Source organism: Streptomyces sp. NPDC001270 (assembly GCF_042896695.1).
Lineage (GTDB): Bacteria > Actinomycetota > Actinomycetes > Streptomycetales > Streptomycetaceae > Streptomyces.
Genome location: NZ_JBIAXM010000017.1, coordinates 76,164 through 102,033, shown reverse-complemented (window position 1 = coordinate 102,033; position 25,870 = coordinate 76,164). Strand labels below are relative to the sequence as shown.

The 25,870-nt window shown below is 67.4% G+C and carries 18 protein-coding genes and 1 pseudogene; 11 read left to right on the top strand and 8 right to left on the bottom strand.

Annotated features, from left to right (window positions below):
• Positions 1 to 2: 2 nt before the first annotated feature.
• Both ACFY2B_RS27270 and ACFY2B_RS27265 read left to right on the top strand, forming a co-directional pair.
• On the top strand, positions 3 to 1,265 hold the full coding sequence (locus ACFY2B_RS27270) for a restriction endonuclease subunit S (protein ID WP_390765705.1): 1,263 nt from the start codon (positions 3 to 5) through the stop codon (positions 1,263 to 1,265).
• A 113-nt stretch (positions 1,266 to 1,378) separates the two neighbouring features.
• Positions 1,379 to 4,579, top strand: coding sequence for a type I restriction endonuclease subunit R (locus ACFY2B_RS27265; protein ID WP_390765704.1), 3,201 nt, complete (start codon positions 1,379 to 1,381; stop codon positions 4,577 to 4,579).
• Between the two features lie 51 nt (positions 4,580 to 4,630).
• On the opposite strand, the gene ACFY2B_RS27260 is transcribed toward ACFY2B_RS27265, so the two are convergent.
• Entirely contained in the window at positions 4,631 to 5,041 is a 411-nt protein-coding gene (locus ACFY2B_RS27260; RefSeq protein ID WP_390765703.1) for an ATP-binding protein, read from the bottom strand.
• 241 nt (positions 5,042 to 5,282) lie between these two features.
• On the opposite strand from ACFY2B_RS27260, the pseudogene ACFY2B_RS27255 reads away from it, so the two are divergent.
• From ACFY2B_RS27255 to ACFY2B_RS27245, 3 genes and pseudogenes are all read left to right on the top strand, one after another.
• Positions 5,283 to 6,134 (top strand): annotated as a pseudogene (locus ACFY2B_RS27255) (helix-turn-helix domain-containing protein).
• Between the two features lie 11 nt (positions 6,135 to 6,145).
• The gene (locus ACFY2B_RS27250) at positions 6,146 to 6,337 is read left to right on the top strand and encodes a hypothetical protein (protein ID WP_390765702.1); all 192 of its coding nucleotides are present in this window, start codon (positions 6,146 to 6,148) and stop codon (positions 6,335 to 6,337) included.
• A gap of 82 nt (positions 6,338 to 6,419) precedes the next feature.
• Positions 6,420 to 8,036, top strand: coding sequence for a protein kinase (locus tag ACFY2B_RS27245; protein ID WP_390765701.1), 1,617 nt, complete (start codon positions 6,420 to 6,422; stop codon positions 8,034 to 8,036).
• A gap of 27 nt (positions 8,037 to 8,063) precedes the next feature.
• Here the strand turns inward: ACFY2B_RS27245 and ACFY2B_RS27240 are convergent, their stop codons facing one another.
• The 5 genes from ACFY2B_RS27240 to ACFY2B_RS27220 all read right to left on the bottom strand — a co-directional run bounded on the left by ACFY2B_RS27240 (position 8,064) and on the right by ACFY2B_RS27220 (position 17,175).
• The gene (locus tag ACFY2B_RS27240; protein ID WP_390765700.1) at positions 8,064 to 10,139 is read right to left on the bottom strand and encodes an AIPR family protein; all 2,076 of its coding nucleotides are present in this window, start codon (positions 10,137 to 10,139) and stop codon (positions 8,064 to 8,066) included.
• A gap of 68 nt (positions 10,140 to 10,207) precedes the next feature.
• Positions 10,208 to 11,572 (bottom strand): hypothetical protein, encoded by a 1,365-nt coding sequence (locus ACFY2B_RS27235; RefSeq protein ID WP_390765699.1) that lies wholly within the window; start codon positions 11,570 to 11,572, stop codon positions 10,208 to 10,210.
• 507 nt (positions 11,573 to 12,079) lie between these two features.
• Positions 12,080 to 12,403, bottom strand: coding sequence for a hypothetical protein (locus tag ACFY2B_RS27230; RefSeq protein WP_390765698.1), 324 nt, complete (start codon positions 12,401 to 12,403; stop codon positions 12,080 to 12,082).
• The gene (locus tag ACFY2B_RS27225; protein ID WP_390765697.1) at positions 12,396 to 16,856 is read right to left on the bottom strand and encodes an RHS repeat-associated core domain-containing protein; all 4,461 of its coding nucleotides are present in this window, start codon (positions 16,854 to 16,856) and stop codon (positions 12,396 to 12,398) included. The genes ACFY2B_RS27230 and ACFY2B_RS27225 overlap by 8 nt, the downstream gene beginning before the upstream one ends.
• 7 nt (positions 16,857 to 16,863) lie before the next feature.
• Positions 16,864 to 17,175, bottom strand: a complete 312-nt coding sequence (locus ACFY2B_RS27220) for a hypothetical protein (RefSeq protein WP_390765696.1) — start codon at positions 17,173 to 17,175, stop codon at positions 16,864 to 16,866.
• Between the two features lie 516 nt (positions 17,176 to 17,691).
• Between ACFY2B_RS27220 and ACFY2B_RS27215 the strand changes: the two genes are divergently transcribed.
• The 6 genes from ACFY2B_RS27215 (at position 17,692) to ACFY2B_RS27190 (ending at position 23,175) form a co-directional block, all read left to right on the top strand.
• Positions 17,692 to 18,357 carry a hypothetical protein gene (locus ACFY2B_RS27215; RefSeq protein WP_390765695.1) on the top strand — a complete coding sequence of 222 codons (666 nt, stop codon included), beginning with the start codon at positions 17,692 to 17,694 and terminating at the stop codon, positions 18,355 to 18,357.
• Positions 18,345 to 19,412 (top strand): hypothetical protein, encoded by a 1,068-nt coding sequence (locus ACFY2B_RS27210; protein ID WP_390765694.1) that lies wholly within the window; start codon positions 18,345 to 18,347, stop codon positions 19,410 to 19,412. Before ACFY2B_RS27215 ends, ACFY2B_RS27210 begins: the two co-directional genes overlap by 13 nt.
• A gap of 229 nt (positions 19,413 to 19,641) precedes the next feature.
• The gene (locus ACFY2B_RS27205; protein WP_390765693.1) at positions 19,642 to 20,307 is read left to right on the top strand and encodes a hypothetical protein; all 666 of its coding nucleotides are present in this window, start codon (positions 19,642 to 19,644) and stop codon (positions 20,305 to 20,307) included.
• A gap of 12 nt (positions 20,308 to 20,319) precedes the next feature.
• Entirely contained in the window at positions 20,320 to 21,555 is a 1,236-nt protein-coding gene (locus ACFY2B_RS27200) for a hypothetical protein (protein WP_390765692.1), read from the top strand.
• Positions 21,552 to 21,860, top strand: coding sequence for a hypothetical protein (locus ACFY2B_RS27195; RefSeq protein ID WP_390765691.1), 309 nt, complete (start codon positions 21,552 to 21,554; stop codon positions 21,858 to 21,860). The genes ACFY2B_RS27200 and ACFY2B_RS27195 overlap by 4 nt, the downstream gene beginning before the upstream one ends.
• A 445-nt stretch (positions 21,861 to 22,305) precedes the next feature.
• Positions 22,306 to 23,175: a YoaK family protein gene (locus tag ACFY2B_RS27190; protein ID WP_390765690.1), complete on the top strand. Its 870-nt coding sequence runs from the start codon at positions 22,306 to 22,308 to the stop codon at positions 23,173 to 23,175.
• Positions 23,176 to 23,239: 64 nt separating this feature from the next.
• On the opposite strand, the gene ACFY2B_RS27185 is transcribed toward ACFY2B_RS27190, so the two are convergent.
• Together ACFY2B_RS27185 and ACFY2B_RS27180 are read right to left on the bottom strand one after the other, a co-directional pair.
• Positions 23,240 to 24,028, bottom strand: a complete 789-nt coding sequence (locus tag ACFY2B_RS27185; protein ID WP_390765689.1) for a polysaccharide deacetylase family protein — start codon at positions 24,026 to 24,028, stop codon at positions 23,240 to 23,242.
• Positions 24,025 to 25,512: a glycosyltransferase gene (locus ACFY2B_RS27180; protein ID WP_390765688.1), complete on the bottom strand. Its 1,488-nt coding sequence runs from the start codon at positions 25,510 to 25,512 to the stop codon at positions 24,025 to 24,027. The genes ACFY2B_RS27185 and ACFY2B_RS27180 overlap by 4 nt, the downstream gene beginning before the upstream one ends.
• Positions 25,513 to 25,870: the final 358 nt, after the last annotated feature.

Sequence of the window (25,870 nt, the reverse complement as noted above, 5' to 3'; positions counted from 1 at the left end):
GGGTGAGCACGACGACGCTCAGGTCCGCGGCAGAAGTCGCTCTGGGAAGGCAACGAGCGCCTCAGAACGCTGACGGCCCGGACATGGTGCGTTATCTAAGAGCGGCAAACGTGAAAGATGGCACGCTCGACCTCACCGACGTTCAGTCCATGAACTTCACTCCAGCCGAACAGCGCAACTTCGCGCTACGACCTGGCGATGTACTCGTAAGTGAAGGTAGCGGGAGTCTCAGCAGCGTAGGAGCCTCAGCGGTTTGGCGCGGCGAGTTGGACGAAATGGTCTGTTTCCAAAACACCCTGTTGCGCCTTCGCCCGCGGGCTGGCATTGATGGCCGGTACTTGGAGTGGTGGGCTCGCTCAGCGTTCGGGTCAGGGGTGTTTGCATCGATTGCATCGGGCGCGAACATCTACCACCTCAGCGCTGAGCGGGTGCGTGCCCTCCCGATCAGTGTGCCACCGCTGGAAGAACAGCGCCGCATCGCCGACTTCCTCGACGCCGAGACTGCTCGCATGGACAGGCTGCGTTATTCGTTGGCACAGTTTGATGGGGCCGTCCATGAAAGAGAGCAGGCCGTACTGGCGCAGATGCTCCACCCGGGAGCCGAGAAGCCAGGTGACAGCCTCCCTACTGGCTGGAAGTGGACGCCCTTGGGGTACCTGACGGATCAATTTCGGCAAATTATGTACGGCATCGTATTGCCTGGCCCCAATGTGGCAGAGGGTGTTCCCATCATCAAGGGCGGTGACGTAGCAGCCAACAGGCTGTCGCTAGGCACTTTGAATCGCACCACTCGGGAGATTGAGTCGGCCTACGCTCGCTCTCGCGTCAAGGGTGGCGACTTGGTCATTGCCATCCGTGGCAGCGTCGGCGAAATTGCTGTAGTGCCGGAGGAATTGACTGGCGCAAACCTGACACAGGATGCTGCTCGGATTTCCGTTTCTTCCGGAGTCTCCGCCGATTGGCTGCGCCTCGTCCTGGAATCCCCCGCAATGGTTCATCAAATTCAGCAACGAGTCACTGGGGCAACAATCAAGGGCATCAATATTTGGGATCTGAAGCACGTTCTGGTACCGACCCCCAGCTTGGCAGAGCAAACTTCCGTTGCTGCTTCCGTCAGCCAATCACTGGGTACGCATGAGGCGCTCCGGTCAAGAGTTGCACGACACTCCGCTCTCCTCACCGAGCGCCGCCAAGCCCTGATCACCGCCGCCGTCACCGGCCAGATCGACGTGTCCACCGCCAGCGGACGGGGGATCGAGGAATGATCGCGCCGTGAGTCCGGCCGCGCCTCGCCGCCCACTGCCGTTCATCACCCGTGTCCGCTCTGCCGCGCCATCACGTATCTGATCACCGAAAAAAGGGGAGGGAAAAGCCGCTCATGTCCGTCCACGACGAAGCAGCCTTCGGGAACGCCATAGTCGCCGCCCTACTGGAGCGCGGTTGGTGTGAAGGAAACCGGTCGCACTACCAATCCCACCTCGGCCTGGACACCGCCCAGCTCTTCGAGTTCGTCGGCAAGACCCAGGCCGAGGACTGGGCAGAGCTGATCGCCCTCTACGGCGGGGATCCCGACACCGCCCAGGCCGGGTTCGCCAAGCGTGTGGACCAGGCGATCGCGACCGACGGTGTGCTGGAGGTACTCCGCAACGGCGTGAAGGACCACGGCGTCCTGATCAGGCTCGCCTATTTCAAGCCGTCTCTCGTCGCCTCGGACGCGGTCCTGGACGACTACCGGGCGAACCGGCTGACCTTCGTCAAGGAGCTGGAGTACGCCGCCAAGCAGGCGGACAAAGGCAAGCGCCTCGACCTCACCCTCTTCCTCAACGGGATCCCGCTGGCAACTGCAGAGTTGAAGAACGCCCTCACGCGTCAGGGTGTGGAAGCCGCCAAGGAGCAGTACCGCACGGACCGCGACCCCACCGAGCTGATCTTCACGCGGCGCGTGATCGCCAACTTCGCCATCGACACCGACCTGGTGTTCGTCGCGCCGGAGCTGCGGGGCAAGCCGACGCGGTTCCTGCCGTTCAACACTGGGTCGGAGGGCCCGGGGAAGCCCGGCGGTGCGGGAAATCCGGCGCCCACCGTCCCCGGGACGTACGCGACCTCGTACCTCTGGGAGCAGATCTGGGAGCGGGACACCTGGCTGGACCTGATCGAACGGTTCGTACACCTCAGCAAGGAGAAAGGCCCGGACGGGCGGACGCGGAAGAAGCTGATCTTCCCGCGCTACCACCAGTGGGACATCGTCAGGAAGCTCGCCGACCACGCGGCCCGCCACGGCGCCGGTCACAACTACCTCGGTATGGCCTCCGCCGGCTCCGGCAAGTCGAACACCATCGGATGGCTGGCGCATCGCCTGTCGTCACTGCACACGCCCACCGATCCGGCCGAGATCGACCCCGAGGCCCTGGCCGCCGGGCTCAAGCCGGGCGCGCCCGTCTTCGACAAGGTCGTGATCATCACCGACCGCCGCAATCTCGACGCCCAGCTCCGCGAGACCGTCGGGAGTTTCGAGAAGACCGCTGGTCTGGTGGTGAAGATCGACGAGAAGCACGGTGCGAAGTCGGACCAGCTCGCCAAGGCACTGTCCCGGGAGACCGGGAAGATCATCACCGTCACGCTGCACACCTTCCCCGCCCTCATCGACTACTTGCGCCGCAATCCGACCGAGATACAGGGCCACAACTTCGCGATCGTCGTTGACGAGGCGCACTCCTCCCAGTCCGGCGGCGCGGCCACCGACGTACGAGCGGCCCTGCGCGACATGGGCCTGGACTCGGACTCCGACGACTCCGGGGCCACCGAACAGGCAGCGGGGGCCACCACCGATGCCAAGCTCCGCCGGAAGGCCATCCAGCGCAGCAAGGCCGCGAACCTGTCCTACTTCGCGTTCACGGCCACGCCCAAGGCCAAGACACTCGAACTCTTCGGCACTCTGGAGAGTGTCAACGGCAAGCCGACGTACGTCCCCTTCCACACGTACTCGATGCGTCAGGCCATCGAGGAAGGCTTCATCCTCGACCCCCTGCGCACCTACGTCACGTACGACACGTACTGGAAGCTGGTGAACAAGAACCCCGACGAGCGGGAGGTGGACCCGGCCAAGGCGAATCCGCTGCTCGCCCGGTACGCGCTCACGCACGACTCCACCGTGACGCAGCAGGCGCAGGTGATCGTCGAGCACTTCCGCATGCACACCGCCGGCCGACTCGGCGGGCGTGCCAAGGCCATGGTGGTGACGGCCTCCCGACACAGCGCCGTGCAGATGGCCCGTGCGATCAGGAAGTACATCGACGATCGCGGGTACGCCGACCCCGGCGTCCTGGTCGCGTTCTCCGGCAGCCTGACGTACGACGGCAAGGAGACCACCGAGCCGAAGGAGAACGGCGGCCTCGCCGAGTCCGCGCTGCCGAAGGCGTTCGCGTACACGCGCAAGGACGACAAGGCCGTGCGCACCGGCAGGAGGGCGACGCAGCGCGAGTACCGCATCCTGGTCGTCGCCGAGAAGTACCAGACCGGCTTCGACCAGCCGCTGCTCACCACTATGTACGTGAACAAGAAGCTCGCCGGCATCAGCGCCGTCCAGACGCTCTCCCGCCTGAACCGCACCGCCGACCGCAAGTCGCAGGCGGACCTGGCCGTACTGGACTTCGTCAACGACGCCGAGGACATCAAGGAGTCCTTCCGCCCGTACTTCGAGGAGGCGAACACTCTCCCCTCCGATCCCAACCTCCTCTACACGGCACAGAGCCGGGTCATGCAGCCCGACATCCTCGTGGAGGACGAGATGCGGGAGTTCGCCGACGCGTATCTGGCGGCCGAGGAGAAGGCGGCGGGCTCGGTGGCCCGCTGGGAGAAGCTGCACGCCGAGCTGTACCGGCTTCTCGGCCCCGCCGTCGAGCGGTTCACCGAGCTGCTGGACCGCAGGGACGAGGCGGGCGACCCCGACGAGGAGACCGCCGAGGCCGCTGAGCAGTTCCGCGCCGATCTCAACGACTACGTGCGAAAGTACGGCTTCCTCTCGCAGATCGTGCCCTACCGCGACGCCGACCTCGAATGTCTCTACCTCTACGGCCGTCACCTGCTCAACCGTCTACCGCGACGCGGTGACGGCGGTGTGGACATAGGGGACGTAGACCTCAGCCACCTGCGGGTGCAGAGGACGGGCGAGCACGATCTTTCACTGACCGCCGAGGGACCGGCGGAGCTGCGCGGCTTCGGCGAGGGTGCGGGCGGTACCAAGGAGCAAGAGAAGTCGCTGCTGTCGGAGCTGATCGAGAAGTTCAACGACAAGTTCGGCACCGACTTCACGGAGCAGGACGTGCTCACGCCGTTCGATGAGGCAAAGGCGGACCCGAAGGTCCGCGCCGCCGCAGTCAACGACGAGGAGAACTTCGGGCTCGTCTTCGACGAGGTCTTCGAGGACAAGATGGCCGAGCACATCGACACCATCGCCGACATGGGGCGCCAGTACTTCAGCCACGACGACAGCTTCAAGCAGTCGCTCAACCAGAGTGCGCGACGGGCGGCTTGGCGGATGATCCGCCGGGAGGAGAACATTGACGACGAAGCGGCCTGACCAACCCTGCCGCCCGGTCTCCGGCCCCTCCCGGCGGTCGGCTCCGCCCCCTCAACCGCCCTGGCGGAAAGGGATACCCGCGATCACCGATGTTCCGCGCGTGGGGCGGGGCCGGACGGTCCAGGCGGTGGCGAGGTGGTCGACGAGGAGCAGACCCCGACCGCTCTCTGAGTCCAAGTCCGGGTGGGTCAATGTCGGCTTGACCGGACCCTGGTCGGAAACGGCGAGCCAGTAGTGTCCGTCGGCGGGCCACAGGACGAGTTCTACGAGGTCTTCCTCTTCCCGGCTGGCACCGTGGCGGATGGCGTTGGTGACCAGCTCGGAGGTCAGCAGCCCAAGGTCGTCCCCCAGAGGACGGAGCGCCTGCGGCAGCGATTCGGCGACGGCGTACCGGGCCCGCCGTACGGAGGCGGGATGGGCGGGGAAGCGCCAGTGGACAGGTAGGAGGGGGATCTCGGGCATGGCGAACTCCACGGCTGTATGAGGGATTTGGGGTCGCCGGTGGCCTACCGCCCTGGCCGCGAGCGCACCCGTCCCAGGGCAGGCGGGCAGGCTCGCGCGGCGCGCTTCCGGCAATGCAGTGTGTAGCGTGCGCGATACTCACAGTAGGGCAACGGGGGTACATGTGCTACCGAGTCTCGGAGACTCGTTGGACGCACTTCGCTTCGCGGCAAACTGAGCCGCACGCGACGAGAGGGAACACATGCCGCCGAGGAGCAATCCGACCGCACGCCAGCAGCGCCTGGGCGCAGAGCTTCGCAAGCTACGGGAAGGGGCGGGACTGTCCACCGAACAGGCCGCTGTGCTGCTGGACACGAAGCGGACCGTAATCACCAGTACCGAGGCGGGACGCCACGGCGTAAGCCCGGAGCGTGTCCGGCGCATTGCGTTCCGGTACGAGTGCACGGACCAGGCCCTGGTGGATGCACTGGTCGCAATGTGCGGCGACCGCACGATCGGCTGGTGGGAGGGGTATCGCGACCTCCTTCCCGCGACATTCTTGGACATTGCCGAGTTGGAGTGGCACGCCCAGGGTTTGCGTGTCAGCACGATGACGCACATGCCGGGACAGCTGCAGACCGAGGCATACGCGCGCGCACTCTTCGAGGCTGCTATCCCAGCTCTGCCCGCCGAGGAGTTCGAGGGCAGAGTGGCCCACCGCGTGCAACGGCACCGCGCCATCGACAGGCCCGGGGCTCCGGCCTACGTCGTGATCATCCACGAAGCCGCCCTGCGGATCGAAGTCGGCGGACGCAGGGTGCTATGAGACCAGCTCGGTCACCTCATAGCAGCCGCAGACCGCGACAATGTCACGATCCAGGCCATCCCGTTCTCGGCCGGCGTGTTCCCAGGTTCGGGCCAGGCAATCCTGTACACCCTCGGCCAGGTGCCCCCGCTGGACACCGTGCAGCTGGATCGCACGACGGCGGGAGAATTTCTCCATTCCGGAGCTCACTTGTGCAAGTACCGGCTGCAACTTGACGAGATGCAGAGAATCGCGCTTCCACCCAAGAAGACCCTCGATCTCATGCGCACCATTTCACGTAGCCTTTAGGAGAGTTCACCGTGCCTGACATTACCTGGGAAGCACCCTTTTGCCAGGACGCAAGCAATTGCTTCCGCCTCGGCACCGACCCCGAAGGCAACGGCTACATAGCCGTCAACGGCCAAGAGGACCACTACCTCACCGACTCCCTCGAAGCCCTGCGCACCCTCATCACCGACATCAAGGCCGGCAAGGCCGACCATCTGCTGTAGGCCCCACAGCGCGCGCCGCCGCCAGTCGGTAGCGTGTACGGCGACCGACTGACGAGGCATCAGGGCAACGGGGGCGCAACGCGTGGCGCAGGCCAGGAGAATCGGCGAGCAGGGCCGCTATGAACTGATCGAGGAGATCGAGTCCGGCGGCATGGGCACGGTCTGGCGCGGCTACGACGCCGTTCTCGACCGGGAGATCGCGGTCAAGCTCATCCGGCCCGACGCCGTCGCGACACCCGCGCAGGCCAAGGAGTTCACCCGCCGCTTCGAGCGCGAGGCGCGCGTCACCGCACGGATCGGGCATCACGGGGTGCCGCAGGTGTTCGACGCCGTATTGGACGAGGCGTCGTACGACCGGCTGTACCTCGTGATGGAGTACGTGCGCGGGATCTCCCTGCGCAGTGTGCTCACGGCTGCGGAGGACGGAGCGGCGGTGCGGCTCCCGGTGAGCTGGGCCGCGTCGATCGCCGCGCAGATCTGCACGGTCCTGTCGTACGCCCACGCGATCCCGGTCGTGCACCGCGACCTGAAGCCGGACAACGTCCTGATCACCACGGACGGCACGGTGAAGGTGCTGGACTTCGGCATCGCGAAGCTGCTGCGCACGGACGTCACCCGGCTCACGGCCACCGGCAGCCGGATCGGCACCAGCCGCTACATGCCACCCGAGCAGATCGACTGCGCTCAGATCACACCGCTGAGCGACCTCTACGCGCTCGGCTGCGTGCTGCACGAACTCCTCGCCGGACAGCCCGTCTTCAGCGGCGACAGTGACTACCAGCTCCTGCACCAACACATGGATGTAAAGCCGACCCCCCTGCGCACCCTGCGGCCCGAGGTGCCGTCGGACCTGGAGGCGCTGACCCTGGACCTGCTGGCCAAGGCGCCCGAGCAACGTCCGGCCGACGCGTACACGGTGTACGAGCGCCTGTCGCCGCACCTGCCGCAACCGGGTTCGGTGGCCGACCCGTCGGCTCTCGTCGACGGCGGCTCGCCTTCCGGGGTGCCCGACCCGACGCTGGTCTACCGGCAGCCGAACGCACCCATGCGACGGACCGTCGCTCCCACACCCTCAGTGGAGCCGGCGGTTCCGGTGCCGGTCCCGGCGCGCGCCGACACCGTACTGCGGGATGCGATCCGCGACGCCTACGCCCGGTCCGCGGACCTTGCCGAGAAGGGGCGGTTCACCCAGGCCGCGGACGTCCTCAAGGCAGTGATCGCCACGGCGGCCACGGCCCTCGGCGCGTACAACCCCCGGGTGCTCGGTCTGCGACGGCAACGCGCAGCGGTCCTCATGGCCGGCGGGGACTTCCGGCGTGCCTTGCCGGAGCTCGACGCGTTGGCCACCGTCTACGCCCGTACGGTGGGACCGGCGAACGAGAACACGCTGGAGTGTCGTCGGCACGCCGCGCACTGCCGGGCCAACCTGGGCCAGGCCACGGCCGCCCTGCGCGAGTTCCAGGAGGTCCTGGAGATCGTTTCCGACGGGGACGGGGACGCCTCCGAGACCGCTCTCGATCTGCGCCGCAGTATCGGCGTCCTCCTCTTCTCCGAGAGCCGCCGCGCCGAGGCCGAGGGCGTCCTCGACGCCCTCCACGACGATATGTGCGTGCTCCTCGGCGAGGACCACGAGGAGACCCGCGAGATCGCCGATCTCCTCGCCCGACTGCGCGCCCCGGAGGGGCCACGCCCTTACTGACGGTCTGCTGGTGCAGTGCGCAGGCCGTCAGGCTTCGCCCTCGCCCTCGCTCTCGGCCTCTTCGCTGTGGATGCGCTGAGCGAGATCCCACAGGCTCAGGCCATCGGACCGGAACCAGCGAACAGTTCCCTGATTTGCCACGGGGCGATCGTCCCAGCCGGCGTCCGCCCACATCTTCGACACCAGTCCGGACGGCGAGTACTGCTGCTCGTCGTACGCCCACAGGATGGGTTTGGTCCGGTGATTGACCCAGGTCGCCTGACGTCGCCTTTCGTCTTCGACAAGCCACTCCTCGATGGCGTCGCGTTCTGGCTCGTTCTGGCCTTCGTACCGGAGGGGTGCTCCGTCCTTGATGACACGGCGGTCGACCAGGAGAGGGGCGGTGTTGGGGCGACGCTGCTTGCGCTCCTTCGCCGGAGGTGCGGGAACCGCGATGCCATCGGCCAGGTCTCCGAGGACATACTTCGCCAGCTCCTGGCATGTCTTCGCGGTCTGGAAGGCAGACCTGATCTGGGGGCGCGGGCCGTAGCGCGTCACGATCTGATGAGTCAGCCGACGCACCAGCTCCGGTACGAGGGCAGGGATCTTCTCCAGGACCTCGCTGTCCCAGTCGAAGTCGGGGTCATCGATACTCGTGGCGCCGAGATGCTGGAAGATCAGATGAGTGACGAGGAAGCCACCGTGCTCCGTGGTCGCGGCCTCGCGGCTGTTCTGCCCACTGCCCAGTTCGTAGACCGCGCTCCGTACCGCGCGCAGCGTGAGCACGGAACGCCACACCTTCTGCGGAGAGGGCTCACGTTTGAACAGCACGGTGTGGCTGCCCTGGGGACCCTGCTCCCAGAGGTTCTCCGTGGAACTGGCGACCCGGGCGGTCTGTTCCGCGTCCGGGTGAAGGCAGGCAAGGGCGAGAGCGAGTTCGTCCAGTGAACAACCGGTCTCAGGCGCGGCGACCGGCTCACCGCGCTTGATCACGTACTGCTTGCGCAGTTCGGCGCGCAAGTTGGCCTTGATCGCCTGGTGCACGGGTTCCAGCGCGATGTGATCGCGCTGCTCGATGGCATTCTGCCGGTTCGCCGCCTGCGAGACCTGGACGCCGAATTTCCGGTCTTCATGCGTGTTGATGACCTTGATACTCAGGGTGGCATTGGCCGCGGCCTCACCGTCGTCGTGCATGGCCCTGGCGACAGCCCGTACCGTCTGAGCACCGTTCACGATGCTCGCCCCCGTCACCGTGAGAGTGGTCGGCTTGCTCTGCGGTGCCTTGGCGCTGTCGTTCTTCGCCGAGAGCGAGTCGCAGATCATGGTGATGCCGTTGTTCAGGTGCCAGAATTTGGTGGGATCGGACGTAAGGGTCTGACCGATCTCCGCATTGGTCACCGTGGGCCCGAGCGGGGCCCGGAGGTTCTGCTCGAACAGGCCGGTACCGTGTGTCTCGTACCACTCGGCGACGCTCTCGGCGGAGACCGTGCCCTGATATGCCTCAAGCGGTCCCTTCTGCTGATACCAGTCGTCAAGCCGTACATCCAGGCAGATCGGCTCCGGCCGAAGCTCCGCATGGATCTGGTCATGGAAGTCTGCGGCATACAGCACCTCGACGTTCAAGCGGGCGCCGTGCCTGTTGAACTCGTTGAGAGCATTCTCAAGGACCTCGCGTGCGGGCGGCGAGGGCTCCACAGTGCCCATCAAAGCAATAACCAGAGTGGCTCTGCCGTTGACGATGAACGGCCTGGCCTCCAGCGCGAGGGCGCCAGCACGCTGGTTGAACTGGTCGTACAGCTCGTTCTCGATCCGGTTCAGGCCGTCCACCATCGCCTTGGCGGCGTCCACGTCGAAGGTTGCCGTACCCTTGTCGCTCCACTTCGCCTGGACGAGCAGGGCCCGCTTACTGTCCGGCAAAGGAGCGATGGCGTCCAATCCCTGGTCCGCGATGCCATCCGTGACGAACCGGGCCGCCTCGGCCACACTGCATTTGGCCACGCGTCGTACCGCGAGAGCTGCCAGGGCCCTGGAGAGGAAGCGCTGTTCGTAGTTGCCCCCTCGGAAGTGGGCGATGTCGCCGTCGTCTATCACCCCGTCAAATGTCTCGCGCAGCTGCTCACGCACCTGGGTGACTTGGCGAGGTGTGTCCGCCCCCGGGGTACCCATAGATGGTTGCCTTTCCACTGGTGGTGTCATGCGATGCCCTGTTTTCCTGTCCCGATCCCTGAACCGTTGCCACGCGGCCTACTGCTGAAGTCGACGAACACCAGAGCGACGCCGACCGTTTCCACAGTGGCCCCCACCCAGTCCAGAACCGTGTCGAAGGACACCTCGCGTGCACCGAGCCAGCCGTCGCGCACCAAACGGGCGAAGTCGGTCGGCACCAGGTGGCGGGTGAGCATGTCGGTGGAGACAGGTCGGAGACCCTGGGCGCCCGTGGCCGAGATCGCCGCGGCGATCTGGCCGTAGGGGTAGATCGCGCCGGAGCTCGTCCGGTGCAGAGCGGGAGTAAAGGGCACTGGCTCGTGAATGCGGAAAAAGAGGGGGTCGTTCAGCAGGCCGTAGTCGCCGACGCCGTGTCGGGTGGGGCGCGGCAGACGGCGCACACGGACGAGGAATTCGGCCAGGTTGTGTCGGGCACCGGACGACAGAAGCCCGTTCGGTCCAGGAGACAGATAGCGCAGTACGACGAGCGTCTGGGTGTCGAAGTGGTAATAGTAGGCGTCGAGGGAACCCTCCCCGCAGTCGACCACCCGTCGGTCGATGATCGACGTGGCCTCGACGTCATAGCTTTGGCGGCCTCTACCACTCACGAACGCCTGGAGGACAGTCTCACCAACGCCTGTGAACCTCTCCGCGACCTGCCCGCGAATGTCGCTGAGCTTCGGCTGAACCGGAGTCCCGGTGAGCCCGCTCAGGAAACTCGTCCGGGCGATTGTCCTGTCCCAGCCGTGCACCGGCGCGAAGTCATTCGGGGTCAACCCGGCCATCTTGGCGAAGAGCAGCAGAGCGTCGCGCTCATCGCGCCAGCAAAGCTCTTGCTCGGTCCAGCCTTCGCCGTCGTCGAGTATCGGCAACAGCCTCTGGACTTCCCTCTCGATATCGGTGGAAATGCGCTGGAGATTGGCGAGCACAATATCCGCACCGACCGTAACAGGACCGCTTTCCGGCAACGACCTGGCGAGCGCGCCGACCCGCTCGCCGTCGACGCACCAGAGTCCCGAGAAAGGCACCGATCCTGGAATCTTCCGCGCACGGGTGACCACGACCTTCCGGTCCCGGTCGGTCTCGCGAGCAGGGCGCACGATGCCCAGCCCCCAGATCACCGCCGGTTGCTCCCGGCCGCCTTCGTCATCCTGCTGGCCGGCAGGAGCAATAAGGATCGCCAGGTGGGACTTGGCCTCGGGCCAGTCACGACAGGGTTGAGAGTATGACCTTTCCTTGGTTCGATCGTCATCGAGCAGACGAAGGAAGTCATTGTCAGGGCGCAGAATCGCGAGCCGCGGCGATCGCGCTGGAGACGAAGACTCTGCCTGCCGTGATCGTGCGAACGCCATCAGCTTCCCCCGAACCGCCTGCCGACACACCGCGTCGTGTTCAGGGGAATCGTACTGCGACGCGAACTCGTCTGTGGCCAGAGCTGCTTACCGGAGGGGCAGCGTCTCACAGATCACGAGCTCAGCCCCTACGGTTGACAGCCCTCCCCGCCCCCAGGGCCCCGCCCAGCGGTAAGTGTCGTGGAGCTCCCATAGAGGCTGCGCCAGGCCAGGGTCCATCTCCTCGGGCTGGTGGACCCACCAGGTGACGTGCTGGCGTACGGCGCTACGACGATCCGGCCGCCCGGCGCGAGCACGGTGCCAGAAGCGCAGTCGGAATATCACGTCGACCGGTCTGTGGGCAGTGGACAGCAGTGGGAAAGCGTCGGCGACGTGCCTCCTGTCCGTACAGCCTTCTCGACTACCAGGAACCGTAGGGCAGGACCGCCGTCCTGCGTGTGTTCTTGATGGCCTGCGCTATCCGCCGCCGCTGGAGCGTCACAAAAGCCGGTGGTCAACTTGAGTGGACTACCCGCGCCTCAGCGCTGTCTCGGCTTCCCCGACGGAAGTGATCGTTACACCTTTCTCCAGCAGCGAGACACCACTCCCAGAGAAGTGAACCTTTGCATTATGAGGCGGGTCGACGAAGTCCACCCGGTTTCCATAGCGGTCAATCCAGTCGAGTACAATTTGAGAGCGCTCATTTGAATGGTCAGCCGACGGAGACCCCACATCGAATCGCTGACCGGGGCGCACAATTCCACCAACACAGCGAACGATGCAGGTGGCCGACTGGTGATCCGCCTCTTCCACCGCATAGATCTGGAGCTTATCCAGATTGCGATCATCCATGTTTGTAAGCCTCCGTGACGAATTTCTTTATTTGCTCGGGTGAGAGCTTGGATACATCCCACTCCAGAGCATCACTGATCCCCTCGTATGATGTCACCTTCGGTACATGGATTCCCATGTCGGCGAGGATTCCTCTGGCGGTGTCCACGGGGAGCTGAACACTGGCCCTTCGAGTAAGTTCCGAGGCAGGGAGACCGACGGCGACCTCCGCTTCGGCGGCGATATATCCTCTTTCAAGGGCTACACCTTCAAGAGCGCTCCGAGGAATCACCTGAACCACGGCTTCACCGAACTGCTCCGAGTGTCTCGCGAAAGTTGTCGCCACGCCCGGATCTGTTGACGTCGGAGTGAATCCACTGCTCTGGGTACCGCTGCTCGCATCAAAGCCCCGGGTAGTACCCCGGAACAAATGTTCCCCTTCGGTACACGCTTCAGGAGCCAGTCCCAGTGGGTCAGCCCACGTGTGGGGATTCTTCACGTAGCCGGCCGGGTTCGGAGCCAGCGCCAGTCCAAGGGGATCCGTCGTGAGGTATCGGGCGACTTCTGGGTCGTAGTACCGGAAATGGTTGAAGTGGAGCCCGGTCTCGGGGTCGTAGTACTGGCCCGGAAAGCGCAAGGGCGTGTATGCCGTGCTGTCCGCCGTCCAAGCCGTCGTGCCCCACAGAGTGCTGCGGGCCCGCCAGGCGATATTCCCTTGCTCGTCGACGAGTTCGCTGGGGGTACCGACCAGGTCGGTGATGATGGCGAAGAAGCGGGAGTCGATCTCGTCCTGCGGAGCGTCCACCGCCGTGATGCGCTCGGTCTGGGCTATGGGGCGAGAACCGTGGTGGTCCCAGGTCAGCGTTACCTGGTTCGGCTGGTTCGGAGACGTGGTGGTCTGCTCGCACAGCGTTGTGCCGTCCCAGGTGAACTCGATGCGTTCGACGACCGTTTCACCGTCGTCGGCCAAGCGCAGTTTTGCCGTGCGGCGGCCCAGGGGGTCGTACACGTAGCGCCACCGGGTGCCGTCGGGCGTGGTCACATGGGTGAGCCTGTCCTCGGCGTCCCACGCGTAGCGCCAGGTGTCCGGCTTGCGGGACAGACGGATCTTCTGGCGCAGGACCACACGCCCGAGAGCGTCGTGTGCGTAGCGGAAATTGCCTGCGCGGATGATCCGCGTGCCCTCGTACGTGCGCTCGCCCGTCGCGTACTGGCCAGGGTGAGCTGCTGGCCAGGATGCATTGGTCTGGTTGCCCGCCTCGTCGTAGGCGTATGTCTCCGACCAGGTGGCTGCGTGCACCGCGGTGACCCGGCCTGCCGCGTCCAGGTCGAAGCGGCGCGTCCCGGAGAACTGGTCGCCGATCTCCACCAGGTTGCCGTCGGAACGGTACGTGTACGCCCGGTGCTGAACCACTCGGCTGCCCACGGCTGTCATCGACTGACCGGTCCGACGGCCCAGGAGATCATAGGTGTGCGTCAGGTCGAGCGCCCCACCGATGTGGCATGCCAGTTCATGTCCTGCCTGGTCATAGACGAAGTCGATGTCCCGGCCGGCTGCCGCCATGTGGGTGCGGTTGCCGGCCGCGTCGTACGTCCAGGTGCTCTGCGCGCCACTGGGCGTGGTGCGGCTGATGCGACGGCCCAGTCCGTCGTACACATACGTCACCGTTCGGCCGTTGACCGTCTCCGAACGGACGCGACCCAGGCGGTCGCGGACGAGGGTGAGGGTCGTGTCCAGCCCCGTGGCTTGGGTCAATTGACCCGTTGGGTCGTACGTGTACGTCGTGACCTGTCCGGCCGCGTTCTTCCGCACCACTTGGCCCAGCGCATCGCGCTCGAAGCCGACCGTCTGGCCGAGGCCGTCGGTGCGGCGCTCCAGAAGGCCCGCCGCGTCGTACTCATAGGTGCGCGTACGGCCGTCGAAGTCCGTCTCGCAGACCAGGTTGCCGACGGCGTCGTACTCGTACGTCCACGTCAGGCCCTGCGGGTTGGTGGCCTTCGTAACGCGCAGCTCAGTGTCGTAGGCGAACTCGTGCCGGACACCATCCGGACCCGTGCGGGCCGACAACAGGTCGAAGCACGTGTACTCGAAGCGGGAGACGGCTCCCATCGCATCGGTGTGGCTGACGCAGTTGCCCTCGCCGTCATATACCCACGAATCGGTACTCCCGTCCGGAGTGGTGCGGCGCACCAGCCTGCCCTCGGCGTTCCGCTCCAACCGCGTCGTTCTGCCCAGCGGATCGGTGAACGCGACAGGGCGTCCGAATGCGTCCCGTTCGTAGCGAGTCGTCGCCCCGAGCGGATCGGTGATGTGCTCGGGGAGTCCGGCCGGGTTGCTGCGGATCCGGGTGGTGTGGCCGAGTGCGTCGACGAGCCGGACGAGACGGCCGACCGCGTCGTATGCGGACCTGGTCACGGCTCCGGTCGGGTCCGTGACGGCGGTGAGATTGCCGCGTTCGTCGTACTCCTGGTGCCACTCGGTCCCGTCCGTCTCCGTGATCGATGTGGGCAGTCCGAGCCCGTTGTACGCAACGCGGATCCCCCGGTCGTCCGGGCGGGTGACCGACACCGTCCTTCCGTTCTCGTCGTATGCGTATCGAGTGGTGTGGCCGCGCGGGTCTGTCTTCGCGACGAGTTGCAGGTTCTCGTCCCACTCCTGACGCGTGATGTGGCCGAGCGGGTCCGTCTCGCGGACGAGGCGCAGCGCCTCGTTGTGTTCGTAGACGCGGGTGCGGCCAAGGGAGTCCGTCACGCAGGTGGTGCGGGCGGCCTCGTCGTAGGTGAGGGTGGACGCGAGGGCGTTGCCGGTGCCGCCAGTGGCGGTGACGCGCCCACGGTTGTCGTAGGTGTACCAGTAGGTGGTGTTGTTACGGTCGGTCCAGGAGGTGATACGGCCGTCGGTGTCGTAGGTGTAGCGCATCGGCAGGCCGGAGGAGTTGGTCTCCTCGGTCAGATGGCCGGCCTCGTCGTAGGCGAGACTGAGCAGGGTGGTACCGGGGCGGTCCGGGCGAGCGGGGTCGAGCAGGCGCAGGCCCGTGATGCGGGACAGGCTGGGGTGGTGGTCGAGGGCGATGTGGTAGCCGCCGGAGTGGATCACCGCGGTGGGGATGTCGCCGCCGTCGGCGTAGACGACGGTGATGCGGTTGCCGTTGCGGTCCTGGATGTGTTGCAGGGGGAGGTCGACGGCGGTGCCGTCGGCCGCAGACACTGGGCTGTGGAAGACGTGTACCAGGCCGGTGTCGGGGTCGGTGATGCGCATCGCGCCGTCTGTTTCGTGGTCCCAGGACAGCAACAGGCGGCAGCCGGGCGTCTCCGGGAGGACGGGGGCGTTGGTCTCCGCCTCCGGGAGCGGGAAGCACAGGCGAGCACCGTCCGCCGCCGCGTACACGAAGCCCTCGCCATCCGCTTGGATCCGCTGATCGAGCGTTGAAACCCAGGACGGGCCGAACCATCCACCCCAGCGGTATGAGGAGATGTGCGTGCGTTCCAGGATCAGAGGGAGTACGCCCGGGAGTTGCACGTCGGTACGCGGCAGAGCCATGTCTCCGGTGGCGACGTCGATCGGGTCCCGCACGAACTTTTTGATCATGTTGCGCACCGAGGCGGGCAACTTGTTGAACCCCGGGTTCAGCTTCAGCCGCTCGAAGGTGGCGCAGCTCAGCTTCAGACCCTTGCTGAGCTTGGCCAAGACCGCAGGTTCCAGGGCCTTGAGGCCCTTGCCCAGGGCCTTGCCGAGGACACCGAAGCCGACGCCCATCAAGGCGCCCTCGGTGAGGATGCCGGCCAGCTTCTCCGGGTCCTTGAATGCTCCGGGGTCCTCCAGCAGCGCGGTGAACGCGGAGAAGTTCGCCCCTTCCTTGGCCATCTTGGCCACCTCGGCGACGCCGCGGATCTCCCTCAGCGCCTTGAGTGCCCGCTCCACTCCCCGGATGACCTCCATGACCCCGCGCACAGCGGAGCCCAGGGCGGTGCCCTCCTCCTCGATCCGGCCGATCAGCGCGACGACCTTCAGCGCCCGCTCGCCGGCCATCAGGGTAGAGGCCACCTCCGAGGCGCCCGCGGTGAGGATGGACAGCGCCAGGCCCGCAATCTCGAACTCGGCGATCTCCGCCAAAATGACGCCGATCTCGGACAGCAACTCGTGGGCCTTGTCAGCGAAATCGTCCAGCGCTTGGGCGCCCTCGCGCAGCGAGTGGGCCATCTCCGTGGCGCTTTTGCGGGCCACCTTGGAGCGCTTGTTGAACGCCTTGGCCGCCTGGCCCTCCCACACCACGTCCGCCAACGCGCTGCGGGCGGCCTCGGCGACGTCGTCCAGACCGTTGGCCAGGTGCCGCCACTTTTTGGCGATCTCCCGCACCCCGTCCGGGTCCACCGCCGGATCCGAGATGCCCAGAAACTCCAGGCCGCTGGCGACCGAGTCGCCGAACATGTGGTTGAACTTGTTGACGTAGTGCAGCGGGTTGAGATCGACCATGAACCGCTCAGCCCTTCTTCGCCCGGGCCGCGATCGCCAGCAGGACGTCGAGCAGGTCGAAGGCGTCGGAAACCTCGCCGATGAGCTTGGCCTCCGCTTCCCACTCCTCATCCAGTTGCTTGCCGAGCTTGCCAAGGATGGTCATGCCCTCCTCGATCTCGCTCTTCGCACCGAGAAGGGAGCCGAGCGCGCCGAGCGCGTCCAAGTCGTGCGAGGCCGCCTCGAATTCCCGCAACGGCTTCGCCGAGTGATGCTCCACCGACCGCAGCGCCGAGGCTGCCTTGTGCATCGACGCCGCTTCCTTGCCCAGGTCGGCCACGTGACCCGCCCCCGTACTTCACTCTGTGCACACGCCAACCCGGTGACCCTAGCCAGACCGGCCCTTGAACAGGCAAGACTGGATTCAAGAATAAGTAAAGCAATGCGGCGGCGGGACCGTCACTCGGTCCTTTAACTCCTTTACGAGGCACTGCCCTTGAAGTGCTTCGTGACCGGGAGCAGGGAGCGTGGCGTCGTCGGCGTCAACCGATCACCGATGCGTGAGGTGTGCCGCCGCCGGGCCGCCGGCGAGACCGCCGGCCCCGTGGCCGCATCGTGGGTACCGGAGTCGGGTGGGATCGGCACCCTCTCACCGCGTACAAGGTCATTGCCACGTACGACTGAACCAGGGGCAGCCCTGTCCCTGTTCGGTAACCACTGCACCGCCGCGAGTACGGCGACGCGTACCTCCGTCAGTTGGAAGATCGGACTTGACGTAAACCCAGCTGGTGTCACCCAGATCCCGTCGATAGCGTTGGCATACTCATGTCTACCCTCGCCCCACCGGGAGCCATCCGTGAAGCGCCGCCGCCCTCCCCTGCTCACAGCCGCCGCGCTGACCGCCGTCGCGGCCCTGTCGCTGTCCGCCTGCGGGAGCGGCGATGACGGTTCCAAAGACGGCGACGCGATCGCGGGGGCGGACACGGGGAGTGGCTCGGCGACCCCGGCTTCACCGAGTGCGAGCGTCTCGAACGCCGCCGGACGCCCAAAGATCGCCCTTCCGTCAGACGTCAAGGACGTCTTCACCCCCGAAGAGACCGGCGACTCGGCCAAGGACGCAATTCTGCGGGACAACGCGGAACTGATCCGCGCGATCGATGCAGCGATCGTCGCCCAGAACCCCCGGCTTCCTGCCATGGAGTTCTACACGGAGGGCGAGGGTGCCGTCGCCGCCCAGAAATGGGTCCAGGGATTCAAGGATGCGGGCTGGACGGTAACAGGTACCACGCATTACTTCAATCGTGTTGTGGAGGTGAAGTCCACGACCAGCGCGACGATCGGCTACTGCGCCGATGAGAGCAAGGCATTCAGCAAAGTCATCAAGACCGGCGAGCTGAAGGGTACCGAGGTGACCAAGGACAGCTACGTCGCCTACAGCGTTCAGGTCACCAAGAACAAGCAGGGTGTCTGGGAACTCATGAAGATCACGTCAACCCGGGGGGCGGCCGGGTGCCAGCCGTGAGCAGGCCGCTTCGCCTGGCTGCAGTCACCGTTACCGCGGGTTTGATCTCGCTGTGCTCCGCTCCCAGCGCTTTCGCGGACAAAACCAATCCCGGAGCGGGTGCGCTCGGTGGAGGAAGCGGTTCGGAGACGGACACCAGCGCATCTGCCGCGGCCGACGGCGGCAAGCTCTCCGCAAGCGTCTCCGGTGCGATCGTCTTCGACCGCTCGGACAACGGCAACGGTGAATCGACCGGGGCCCTCACCTCGACCACGTCCTGGACTCCCCCCGCCTGTTACTACGCGCCGAAGTACACACCCAAAGAACTTGAGGCGCAGATGAAGCAAGCGTGGTCGAGCAGTGCGCCCAGCCACGAGTGGATTCTGGCCTCCCAGAATTACTACGTGAACGGAGACCCCTACAAGGACTTCAACAAGGACAAGGCCGACGAGGGCTACTGGTGGGACTCGTACGTCACCGAGGGTCGCGAGGCGGATCCCGCCGCTCAGGACTGCGACAGGGAGCAGTCCTTCTGGGTCGGCAAGCGAGACGCACCGCCGGCAGACGTCCCCCAGGCGATCACACCTGAGATGCTCGCCCAGCTCGCCTACGCCGAGATCCGCGTCCCGTCGACCAAGGTCGAACTCGCTCCCGAGGGCACCACCAAGGTGAACCTCCCGACCTGGGCCTGGCTGGACACAACGAAGTTCAAGCCGGTCTCCGTCACGGCTTCCGTCCCCATACTCGGACTAAGCGCAACGACCACCGCCGAACCGCTCTCGGTGAAAATCGCCCCGGGCACAGATGACGCGGTGACCTACCCCGCCTCCGGAGAGTGCGAGAACCTGGACGGGCACATCGGTCAGCCCTACCGCCAGGGCAACGCGGACCAGACCCCGCCGTGCGGAGTGAAGTACCTGCGGTCCTCCGGCGACAGCTCGTACAAACTCCAGGCGACCATCACTTGGAAGATCAGCTGGACGAGCACCACAGGCCAGGGCGGTGGCCTGCCGAACGGCACCTTCGGCGCCGGACAGGACGTCGTGGTCCAGGAAATCCAGGCCGTCAACCGCTGACGAGTGGAACACGGGAAACGAGCCATCGCGGCTCCCACCCCCGTCGGTCCCGCAGCATGGGCGTATCGCGCCTGATCGAAGGGTGCGGGGAGAGCTTTCATGACGAAAGAGGGCCATTCCGGCCACGGCGGCGGTTGGAACCGCGTCGGCGTACCCGTGCAGTCACCCAGCGAGGGCTGTCCTCGACCATCCGGTCCGCGACCCGCCCTGCTCTGCCAGACTCGTTGGCATGCCGAAGAGCCGTGGCCGCCGCAAGCCGGGGGGCGGCGGCAAGAAGCCCGTACGCCCTTCGCCGCATCCCCTGCGACTGTCGGATCGTGTCCTGCGGGAGGCCCTGACGCAGTGCCTGGAAGACAGGAATGTCCTCGTGGTGGAGGCGTGGGCGAGCGGGTGTCCGGGCGAGGCGTGGTTGGCCGCCGGGATGGTGGAGCGCGAGCCGGAGCGGACGCTGTGTCTTGAGGTGGTGGGCCGGGTTTCGACGACACCGTCCCCGCATGGCCTTGCCGCCGTGGCCGCGCTGGAGCGGGTCGGTCCGCCCGACGGCCGCTCCGTGCTCGGCGAGACGTCGGCGATCCTCGCCGGGTCGCAGCCGCTGCCCGCCTGGCAGACGGCCGCGCCGCACCGCCCGGTACGGGCCCGGCACGCGGTGCGGGCCCGGCACGCGGTGCGGGCCCGGCACGCGGTGCGGGCCCGGCACGCGGTGGATGTGTGGGACAGCGAGCGGGTGCTGTTCGTCGCGTACGACGGTCCCGTCCCGCACCCGCTGATGGCGCGGATCAGCGAGGTCGGCGGCACGATGGTCGACAAGCTGGCGCTGCTGACGCCGGAGGCGGCCGAAGCAGGGGCGGCGATGCGGGAGGACGGCGAGGTGCTGATGCCGCCGACCGAACTTTAGTAAGGCAGAAACTTGAAGAGCAGGCAGGAAGAAGTGGACCAGAGCGGTTCTCCCACGGCGCTCCCCCCGGTCGGAAGGCTGGTGGCACGGGGCGGAGATCTCAAGAGCGAGCTGGTGGCGTTCGCGCAGGGTCCGCGCTTCGCTCGGCGACTGGATGCCCGGCTCGACGAGGCCGAGGACCGACTCGGCTTCCTGGACGAGGCAACCGCCATCCAGACGATCGATCACTTCGCGTTGCAGTACCGGCTGGCCGACGGCTCCACAGTCGTCGAGCAGTTCGTGGCCAAGCGCCGGCCGCCGCTGTCGCAGCACGAGCGTGCGATGCTGCTCGGCTGGCGCGACGTGGTCGAGGGGCTCTTCGAGGTACAGGGCCTCGATCGAGGCGCCGCCATCCTGCACAACCTGCTGGACGACCTCGTCTACCGGGTCCACTCCAACCTGGGGCGGCGTGCTCTGGGGAACCTGCGCGAGGGGATGTTCGTAGCCGCGCGCATCGTGCCCGTCCACCCCGACACCGACGCCTGGGTGGTCAGCGGCAACCTCACCACCTACCCGCCCGACGACGGTTCGGAGTTGGCGCAGGTCGCCGTCGAGACCCTGGCTGTCCATCCGCAGCTGCTGCGCCGCAATCCCGAGATGCTGCGCACGGCCTGGGAGATGCAGGCCGAAGCCCGTGCCGACTTCGTCGGGCTGTTCGGCACCGACCTGCTCGTCCTGGACCCGGCGGAGGCGCGTGTCCGGTTGCGGAAGTACCACCGTCACCGGCAGGAAAAGGTCCTCGCCGAACTCGACGACGAGGCCGCCGCGCAGGCAAGGAGCAGCGGGCCCTCGCTTGACGAACTCAGCAGCCTGCCCGAAGAGCTTCTCGACGCGGACGACGTCGCTGTGATCTGTGACGAGACCGAAGGCATCTGCTATTACGCCGACTTCGGCCGCCTCGACGCACTGTTCGCCGATCCCGCTCTGGCCCGTGACCGCACCTACCTGACGCGGCTCCGGGAGTACCTGAACGACGACTCCGTCTCCCCCATGGTCATCCGCCGCCTGGTCCAGCGGCACCCCGAGAGCGCCGACGCCGTGTTCCGCGCACTCCTGCGCAAGCCCGCGTTCACCTGGGAGCGGGATGGGGAGGAACTGCTGCGCCGTCGCAAGAAGAGTCACTACGCTCAGGAGCCCCTGCCAAGTATCACGCCTGTCGGCGCCCGCCTCGCGGAACTCCTGCGCGCGGATAGGCACCGCGGACGATGAGGCCCGCCACCGCCGCACTCGACGCCATGGTCGCGGAGGCGATCGTCGATGCCTACGGCGAGTACGAACAACTCGCCGCTCTCCAGGCAGTCATCGAGGACCGCCTCGCCCTCCCGTTCGACACAGCCGTGCTCGGCGTCACCGTAGCCGTCACCGCCGTCCGGCTCCGGTCCGGCAGCGGCATCGTTGCCCTGTGCAGACGCGGTCGACACCGTCAGGCGATCGGCCTTCTCGACCTACCGCTGCCCGAACCCGCGCCTGAGGGGTGGGCCTGGGTGGAGGCATACCGGCACTGGGCATCCTGAGCCGCGTACCCCACGCCTCACCGTCCCTCGGCCCATTCGTCGTCGTACGACAGGGGTTCTGCGGGATCCGTGGTGACAGCGGCGCGGACAGGGCCTGGTCGAGTCGGATGCCGACGTGGGAGTGGAAGAAGTACGTGCCGGCCCGGTTTCCATACACCCCGCAAATTGGTTGATTGACAGAATCGATCTGCCGTCGGGCTGCACCGATCCAGTGTCCCACCAGGGGATTTTACCTTGGTGAGGTTCCCGCGTGACTTTCATTGAGGCCCTGCTGAGGCTGGTTTTTTCACCCGGGCGGGAATTGCATAACAGCACCACCACGAACAATGGCGTTTGGAGGGAAGGCATGCACAGGACAGCCTTCGAACCGCCCACGGGCGATGGCAGCGATCCGGGTGACGCTCAGACGTCCAAGAGAACGGCCGGGGGCCCGGGGGGCGAATCCGTGGACGGGCAGGGTGCGATCCGTATCCCCGCGCCGTCGGAGTCCCCGTCCGAGGCCATCGGCCCTCGTCCGGACAGGGTCACGGACTGGGCGGCCCACCACGCCCCCGCATCGCTCATCGCGCTGCGTGACTGGCTGCTCGTGGCCTTGGCCTTCTCCACCGGCATGTACGACGCGATCATGTTCTTCAGCTTCGGGAAGGTGTTCTCCGCTTTCCAGACCGGGAACATCGTCTTCCTGGGAGCCGGTCTCGACGGGATACGTCCGCCCTACGGTCCCGACCCGGTCCGCGTCTGTGTTTCGCTGGCCGCGTTCGCGGTCGGCGCGATGGCAGCCGTCCGGATCCTCAAGGCTTTCGACGGCGAGGAAGAGATCGACGACGACCAGGTGTCCGTGGTGTGGCCGCGGCGCGTGACGGATGTTCTCGTCGGTGTGCTCGCCGTGCAATTCGTCTTCCTCGGGCTGTGGCTGACCCACCCCACGGCTCTCTCCGGCACCATGATGACGGTCCTCGTCGGAATCAACGCCTTCGGCATGGGTCTGCAGATGAATGCGATCCGTTCCATGCATGTCCCCGGGGTCTCCACCACGGCCGCGACCGCCACCTTCATCAACATCTTCACCGGCCTCGCCGGCGGGACCCTCAACCGCAGCCAGGTACGCCGCTGGGTCGGCAACGTCGCGGCCATGAGCGCGGGCGCCTTCCTGGCCGCCTGGCTGCTCCACCACGCCCACGCGTACGCCGCCACGGTGCCGGTCGTCGTCATCGCTCTGGTCATCGTCATCGCCAAGGCGGTCCTCAGCGAACGGCACTCGCGCTCGGGGGCGGCCCGGCTGACCGTGGCGCCGGCCGACCATCGCGCCCAGTAGCGGGTTCGGTTCGGTCGTTGGCCGGGGGAAGCGGATGTCTGCCCGGCCCGCCGGCGGCTTCCCGTCAGACGCCCCGCCCGGCGCCGCACCCCCGCAGGCCGGGTACGCCGGGCAGTCCGGGCAGGCCGGGTACGCCGTGTTCGTGCAGGGGGCCGGTCTGCCAGTTCCGCGCCTGACAGGCGTCGAGGATGCGGGGCAGTGCCCGCAGCGTGGTGCGCCAGGAGCCGGGGGCCGAGGTGCAGTCGGAGTCGTGCAGCAGGATGGTGCCGCCGCCGCGCAGGTCCCGCAGGACGGTGTCCTGGACGGTTCGCGGAGTGGCCCTTCTGCGCCAGTCCTCGCCCCAGCAGGTCCACAGCACCGGGGTCAGGCCGAGGCGGCGGCAGGCCAGATGGGCCGCGGTGGTCATCACCCCGTACGGGGGCCGGAAGAGCAGTGGTGGCCTGCCGGTCACGTCGGCCACGGCGTCACGGGCGCGGGCGAGGTCGTCGTAGGTGGCGCGCGGGCCGCGCACCAGCAGGGGGCGGTGATGCCAGCCGTGGACGGCGATCTCGTGCCCGGCGGCGGCCATCTCCCTCGCCAGTCCCGGCGAGCGGGCCAGCATCGAGCCGAGCAGGAAGAAGGTGGCACGGGCCCCGCGCGCCGCGAGGAGACCGAGGAAGTACGGGGTGGACAGCGGGTCGGGACCGTCGTCGAAGGTGAGGGCGACGTGATCCGGGCGCCCCTGCCCGGCCAGGCGCGGCATGACCGTGTTGCGCAGCGGCCCGAACGTGGAGAGCGCGGGTGCGGCGTGCACCGCGGCGAGCGCGGGCAGGACCGCGGCCGAGGCGAGCAGCGTGGAGCGGGCCGGGGTCATCGCCTGTCTCCGTCCAGGTAGTGGGCGACCGCGGTGAACCGGGCGGGGGCTTCGGCGTAGGCGTAGGCCAACGGGGCGGCGACGCCCAGGGAGAAGGTGGCCACCGCGACGGTGGCGGCCAGGGCGAACCGGCGTCGGCCCGGTCGGCGCACCGTGGTCCCGGACGGGGCATCGCCCGGTCGGCGCACCTTGGTCCCGGAGGACGGGGCATCGCCCGCGCGGCGCGGCGTACGGGACGGTGCGTCGCCGGGGCCGCGCCATGTGCGGGACGACCGTGCGCCGACCGGGTGGCCCGCTGTGGGCAGCGGTGCTGCCGGTGCCGGCGTCCGTCCGAAGCGTGCGGCGATGGCGGGCACCGGGCCGGGGCCGGACCGGTGCAGGGCCAGCCCCGCCGTGCGCTGGGCCCGGCCGCGCGGTCCGTGCAGGAGTTCGCCGAGCACGGGGCCCAGGTCCTCCGGCCGCCGGATCCAGGCGGCCAGCCCCGCCTCCTCCAGCGCCTCGGCGTTGGTACGGCCGTGACCTGGGATGCAGCGGTAACTGGCCACGGGCAGCCCGGCGGCGAACGCCTCCAGCGAGGTCAGTCCCCCGGCGTTCTGGACCAGCACGTCGCAGGCGTGCATCAGGCCCGGCATGTCGTCCACCCAGCCGAAGGCGTACTCGATGCCGTCCCGGCGCAGCTGCTCGACGAGGGCCTGGTTGCGTCCGCAGACCACCACTGGCACCGCGACCTGCGCGTCCCGTATCTCGGCGGCGGCCCGCCGGACCGCGCCGACTCCCCACGAGCCCGCCACCAGCAGGGCCAGGGACGCGTGCTCGGGCAGGCCGTGCCGGGCGCGAGCGGCGGGCCGCCGCCCGTCGGCGGGGGTGAAGCGCGGGTCGGTCACGGGGCCGGCGACCGTGACACCCGCCGCGCCCCGGGCGTGGGCCTGGAGCGCGGGTATGGCGTGCACGGCCAGGTGTGCGTCCACGCCGGGGGCGACCCACAGGGCGTGTACGGAGAAGTCGGTCAGGTAGGTGCAGGCCGGCACCGTCAGCAGGCCGCGCCGCCGCAGCGCGCCGAGGACCTGACTGGCCCCCGGGTAGGTCGAGACGACCGCCCAGGTGTCCGGTGTCAGCGTCCGCAGCGTGCGGCGCTCGGCACTGCGCAGCAGTGCCCGCCACACCAGGCCGGGGCGCGCGGCGTGTTCGGTTGCCGCGTACAGGCGCTGGTAGCCCGTCGGCGCCCAGGTCAGCAGGCGGCGGTAGGTGCCGCGCAGCAGTCGGCCCGCCGGCGCGGGCAGCAGGTCGAGGAAGTCGTGGCGGTCGACCAGGAATCCGTGCGCGGTGAGCCGGTCGGCCAGTCCCGCGGCCGCTCCGTCGTGTCCGGCGCCGACGCCGGCGGAGATGACGACGATCCGCCGGGGGGTCGAGGCCGTCAGCCGCTGCGGTGGCGCGGCGGACGGCGACGGCACCGAGCCCGGCAGCGGGTCGTGGCGGTCGGGCACGGTCGATCAGCCTCCTGACGGGGAACGGGACACGGGCACGGCCGGACGTCCCCGGGCCAGGGCGGCGTCATGGGCGGCCCGGAGCCAGGTCCACGGGCGGCGGCCTCGGGACACGACGCGATGGCGGCGTACCGAGGCCGAAGCTACTACATGTTGTAGAAGTTGAGGAACCGCCGCCAGGTAAGGAGATCGGATGAGTTCGGGATCCGAGGGTTTGGGACCGATGGATCGGGATCCGATGGATCGGCGGCGAGGCTGATCGGTGGCGAGTGGCGCAGGTACGGGTGCAGGTACGGGCGAATCTACTACGAGTTGTAGAATATTGGGTTGAGCAGCGGGAACGCACCGTGGGGCGAGG

Coding starts and splice junctions, on each gene's coding strand:
- ACFY2B_RS27265 (WP_390765704.1), top strand. CDS start 1,379: ATGTCCGTCCACGACGAAGCAGCCTTCGGGAACGCCATAGTCGCCGCC.
- ACFY2B_RS27260 (WP_390765703.1), bottom strand. CDS start 5,041: ATGCCCGAGATCCCCCTCCTACCTGTCCACTGGCGCTTCCCCGCCCAT.
- ACFY2B_RS27235 (WP_390765699.1), bottom strand. CDS start 11,572: ATGGCGTTCGCACGATCACGGCAGGCAGAGTCTTCGTCTCCAGCGCGA.
- ACFY2B_RS27230 (WP_390765698.1), bottom strand. CDS start 12,403: ATGGATGATCGCAATCTGGATAAGCTCCAGATCTATGCGGTGGAAGAG.
- ACFY2B_RS27225 (WP_390765697.1), bottom strand. CDS start 16,856: ATGGTCGATCTCAACCCGCTGCACTACGTCAACAAGTTCAACCACATG.
- ACFY2B_RS27205 (WP_390765693.1), top strand. CDS start 19,642: ATGCCGAAGAGCCGTGGCCGCCGCAAGCCGGGGGGCGGCGGCAAGAAG.
- ACFY2B_RS27195 (WP_390765691.1), top strand. CDS start 21,552: ATGAGGCCCGCCACCGCCGCACTCGACGCCATGGTCGCGGAGGCGATC.
- ACFY2B_RS27185 (WP_390765689.1), bottom strand. CDS start 24,028: ATGACCCCGGCCCGCTCCACGCTGCTCGCCTCGGCCGCGGTCCTGCCC.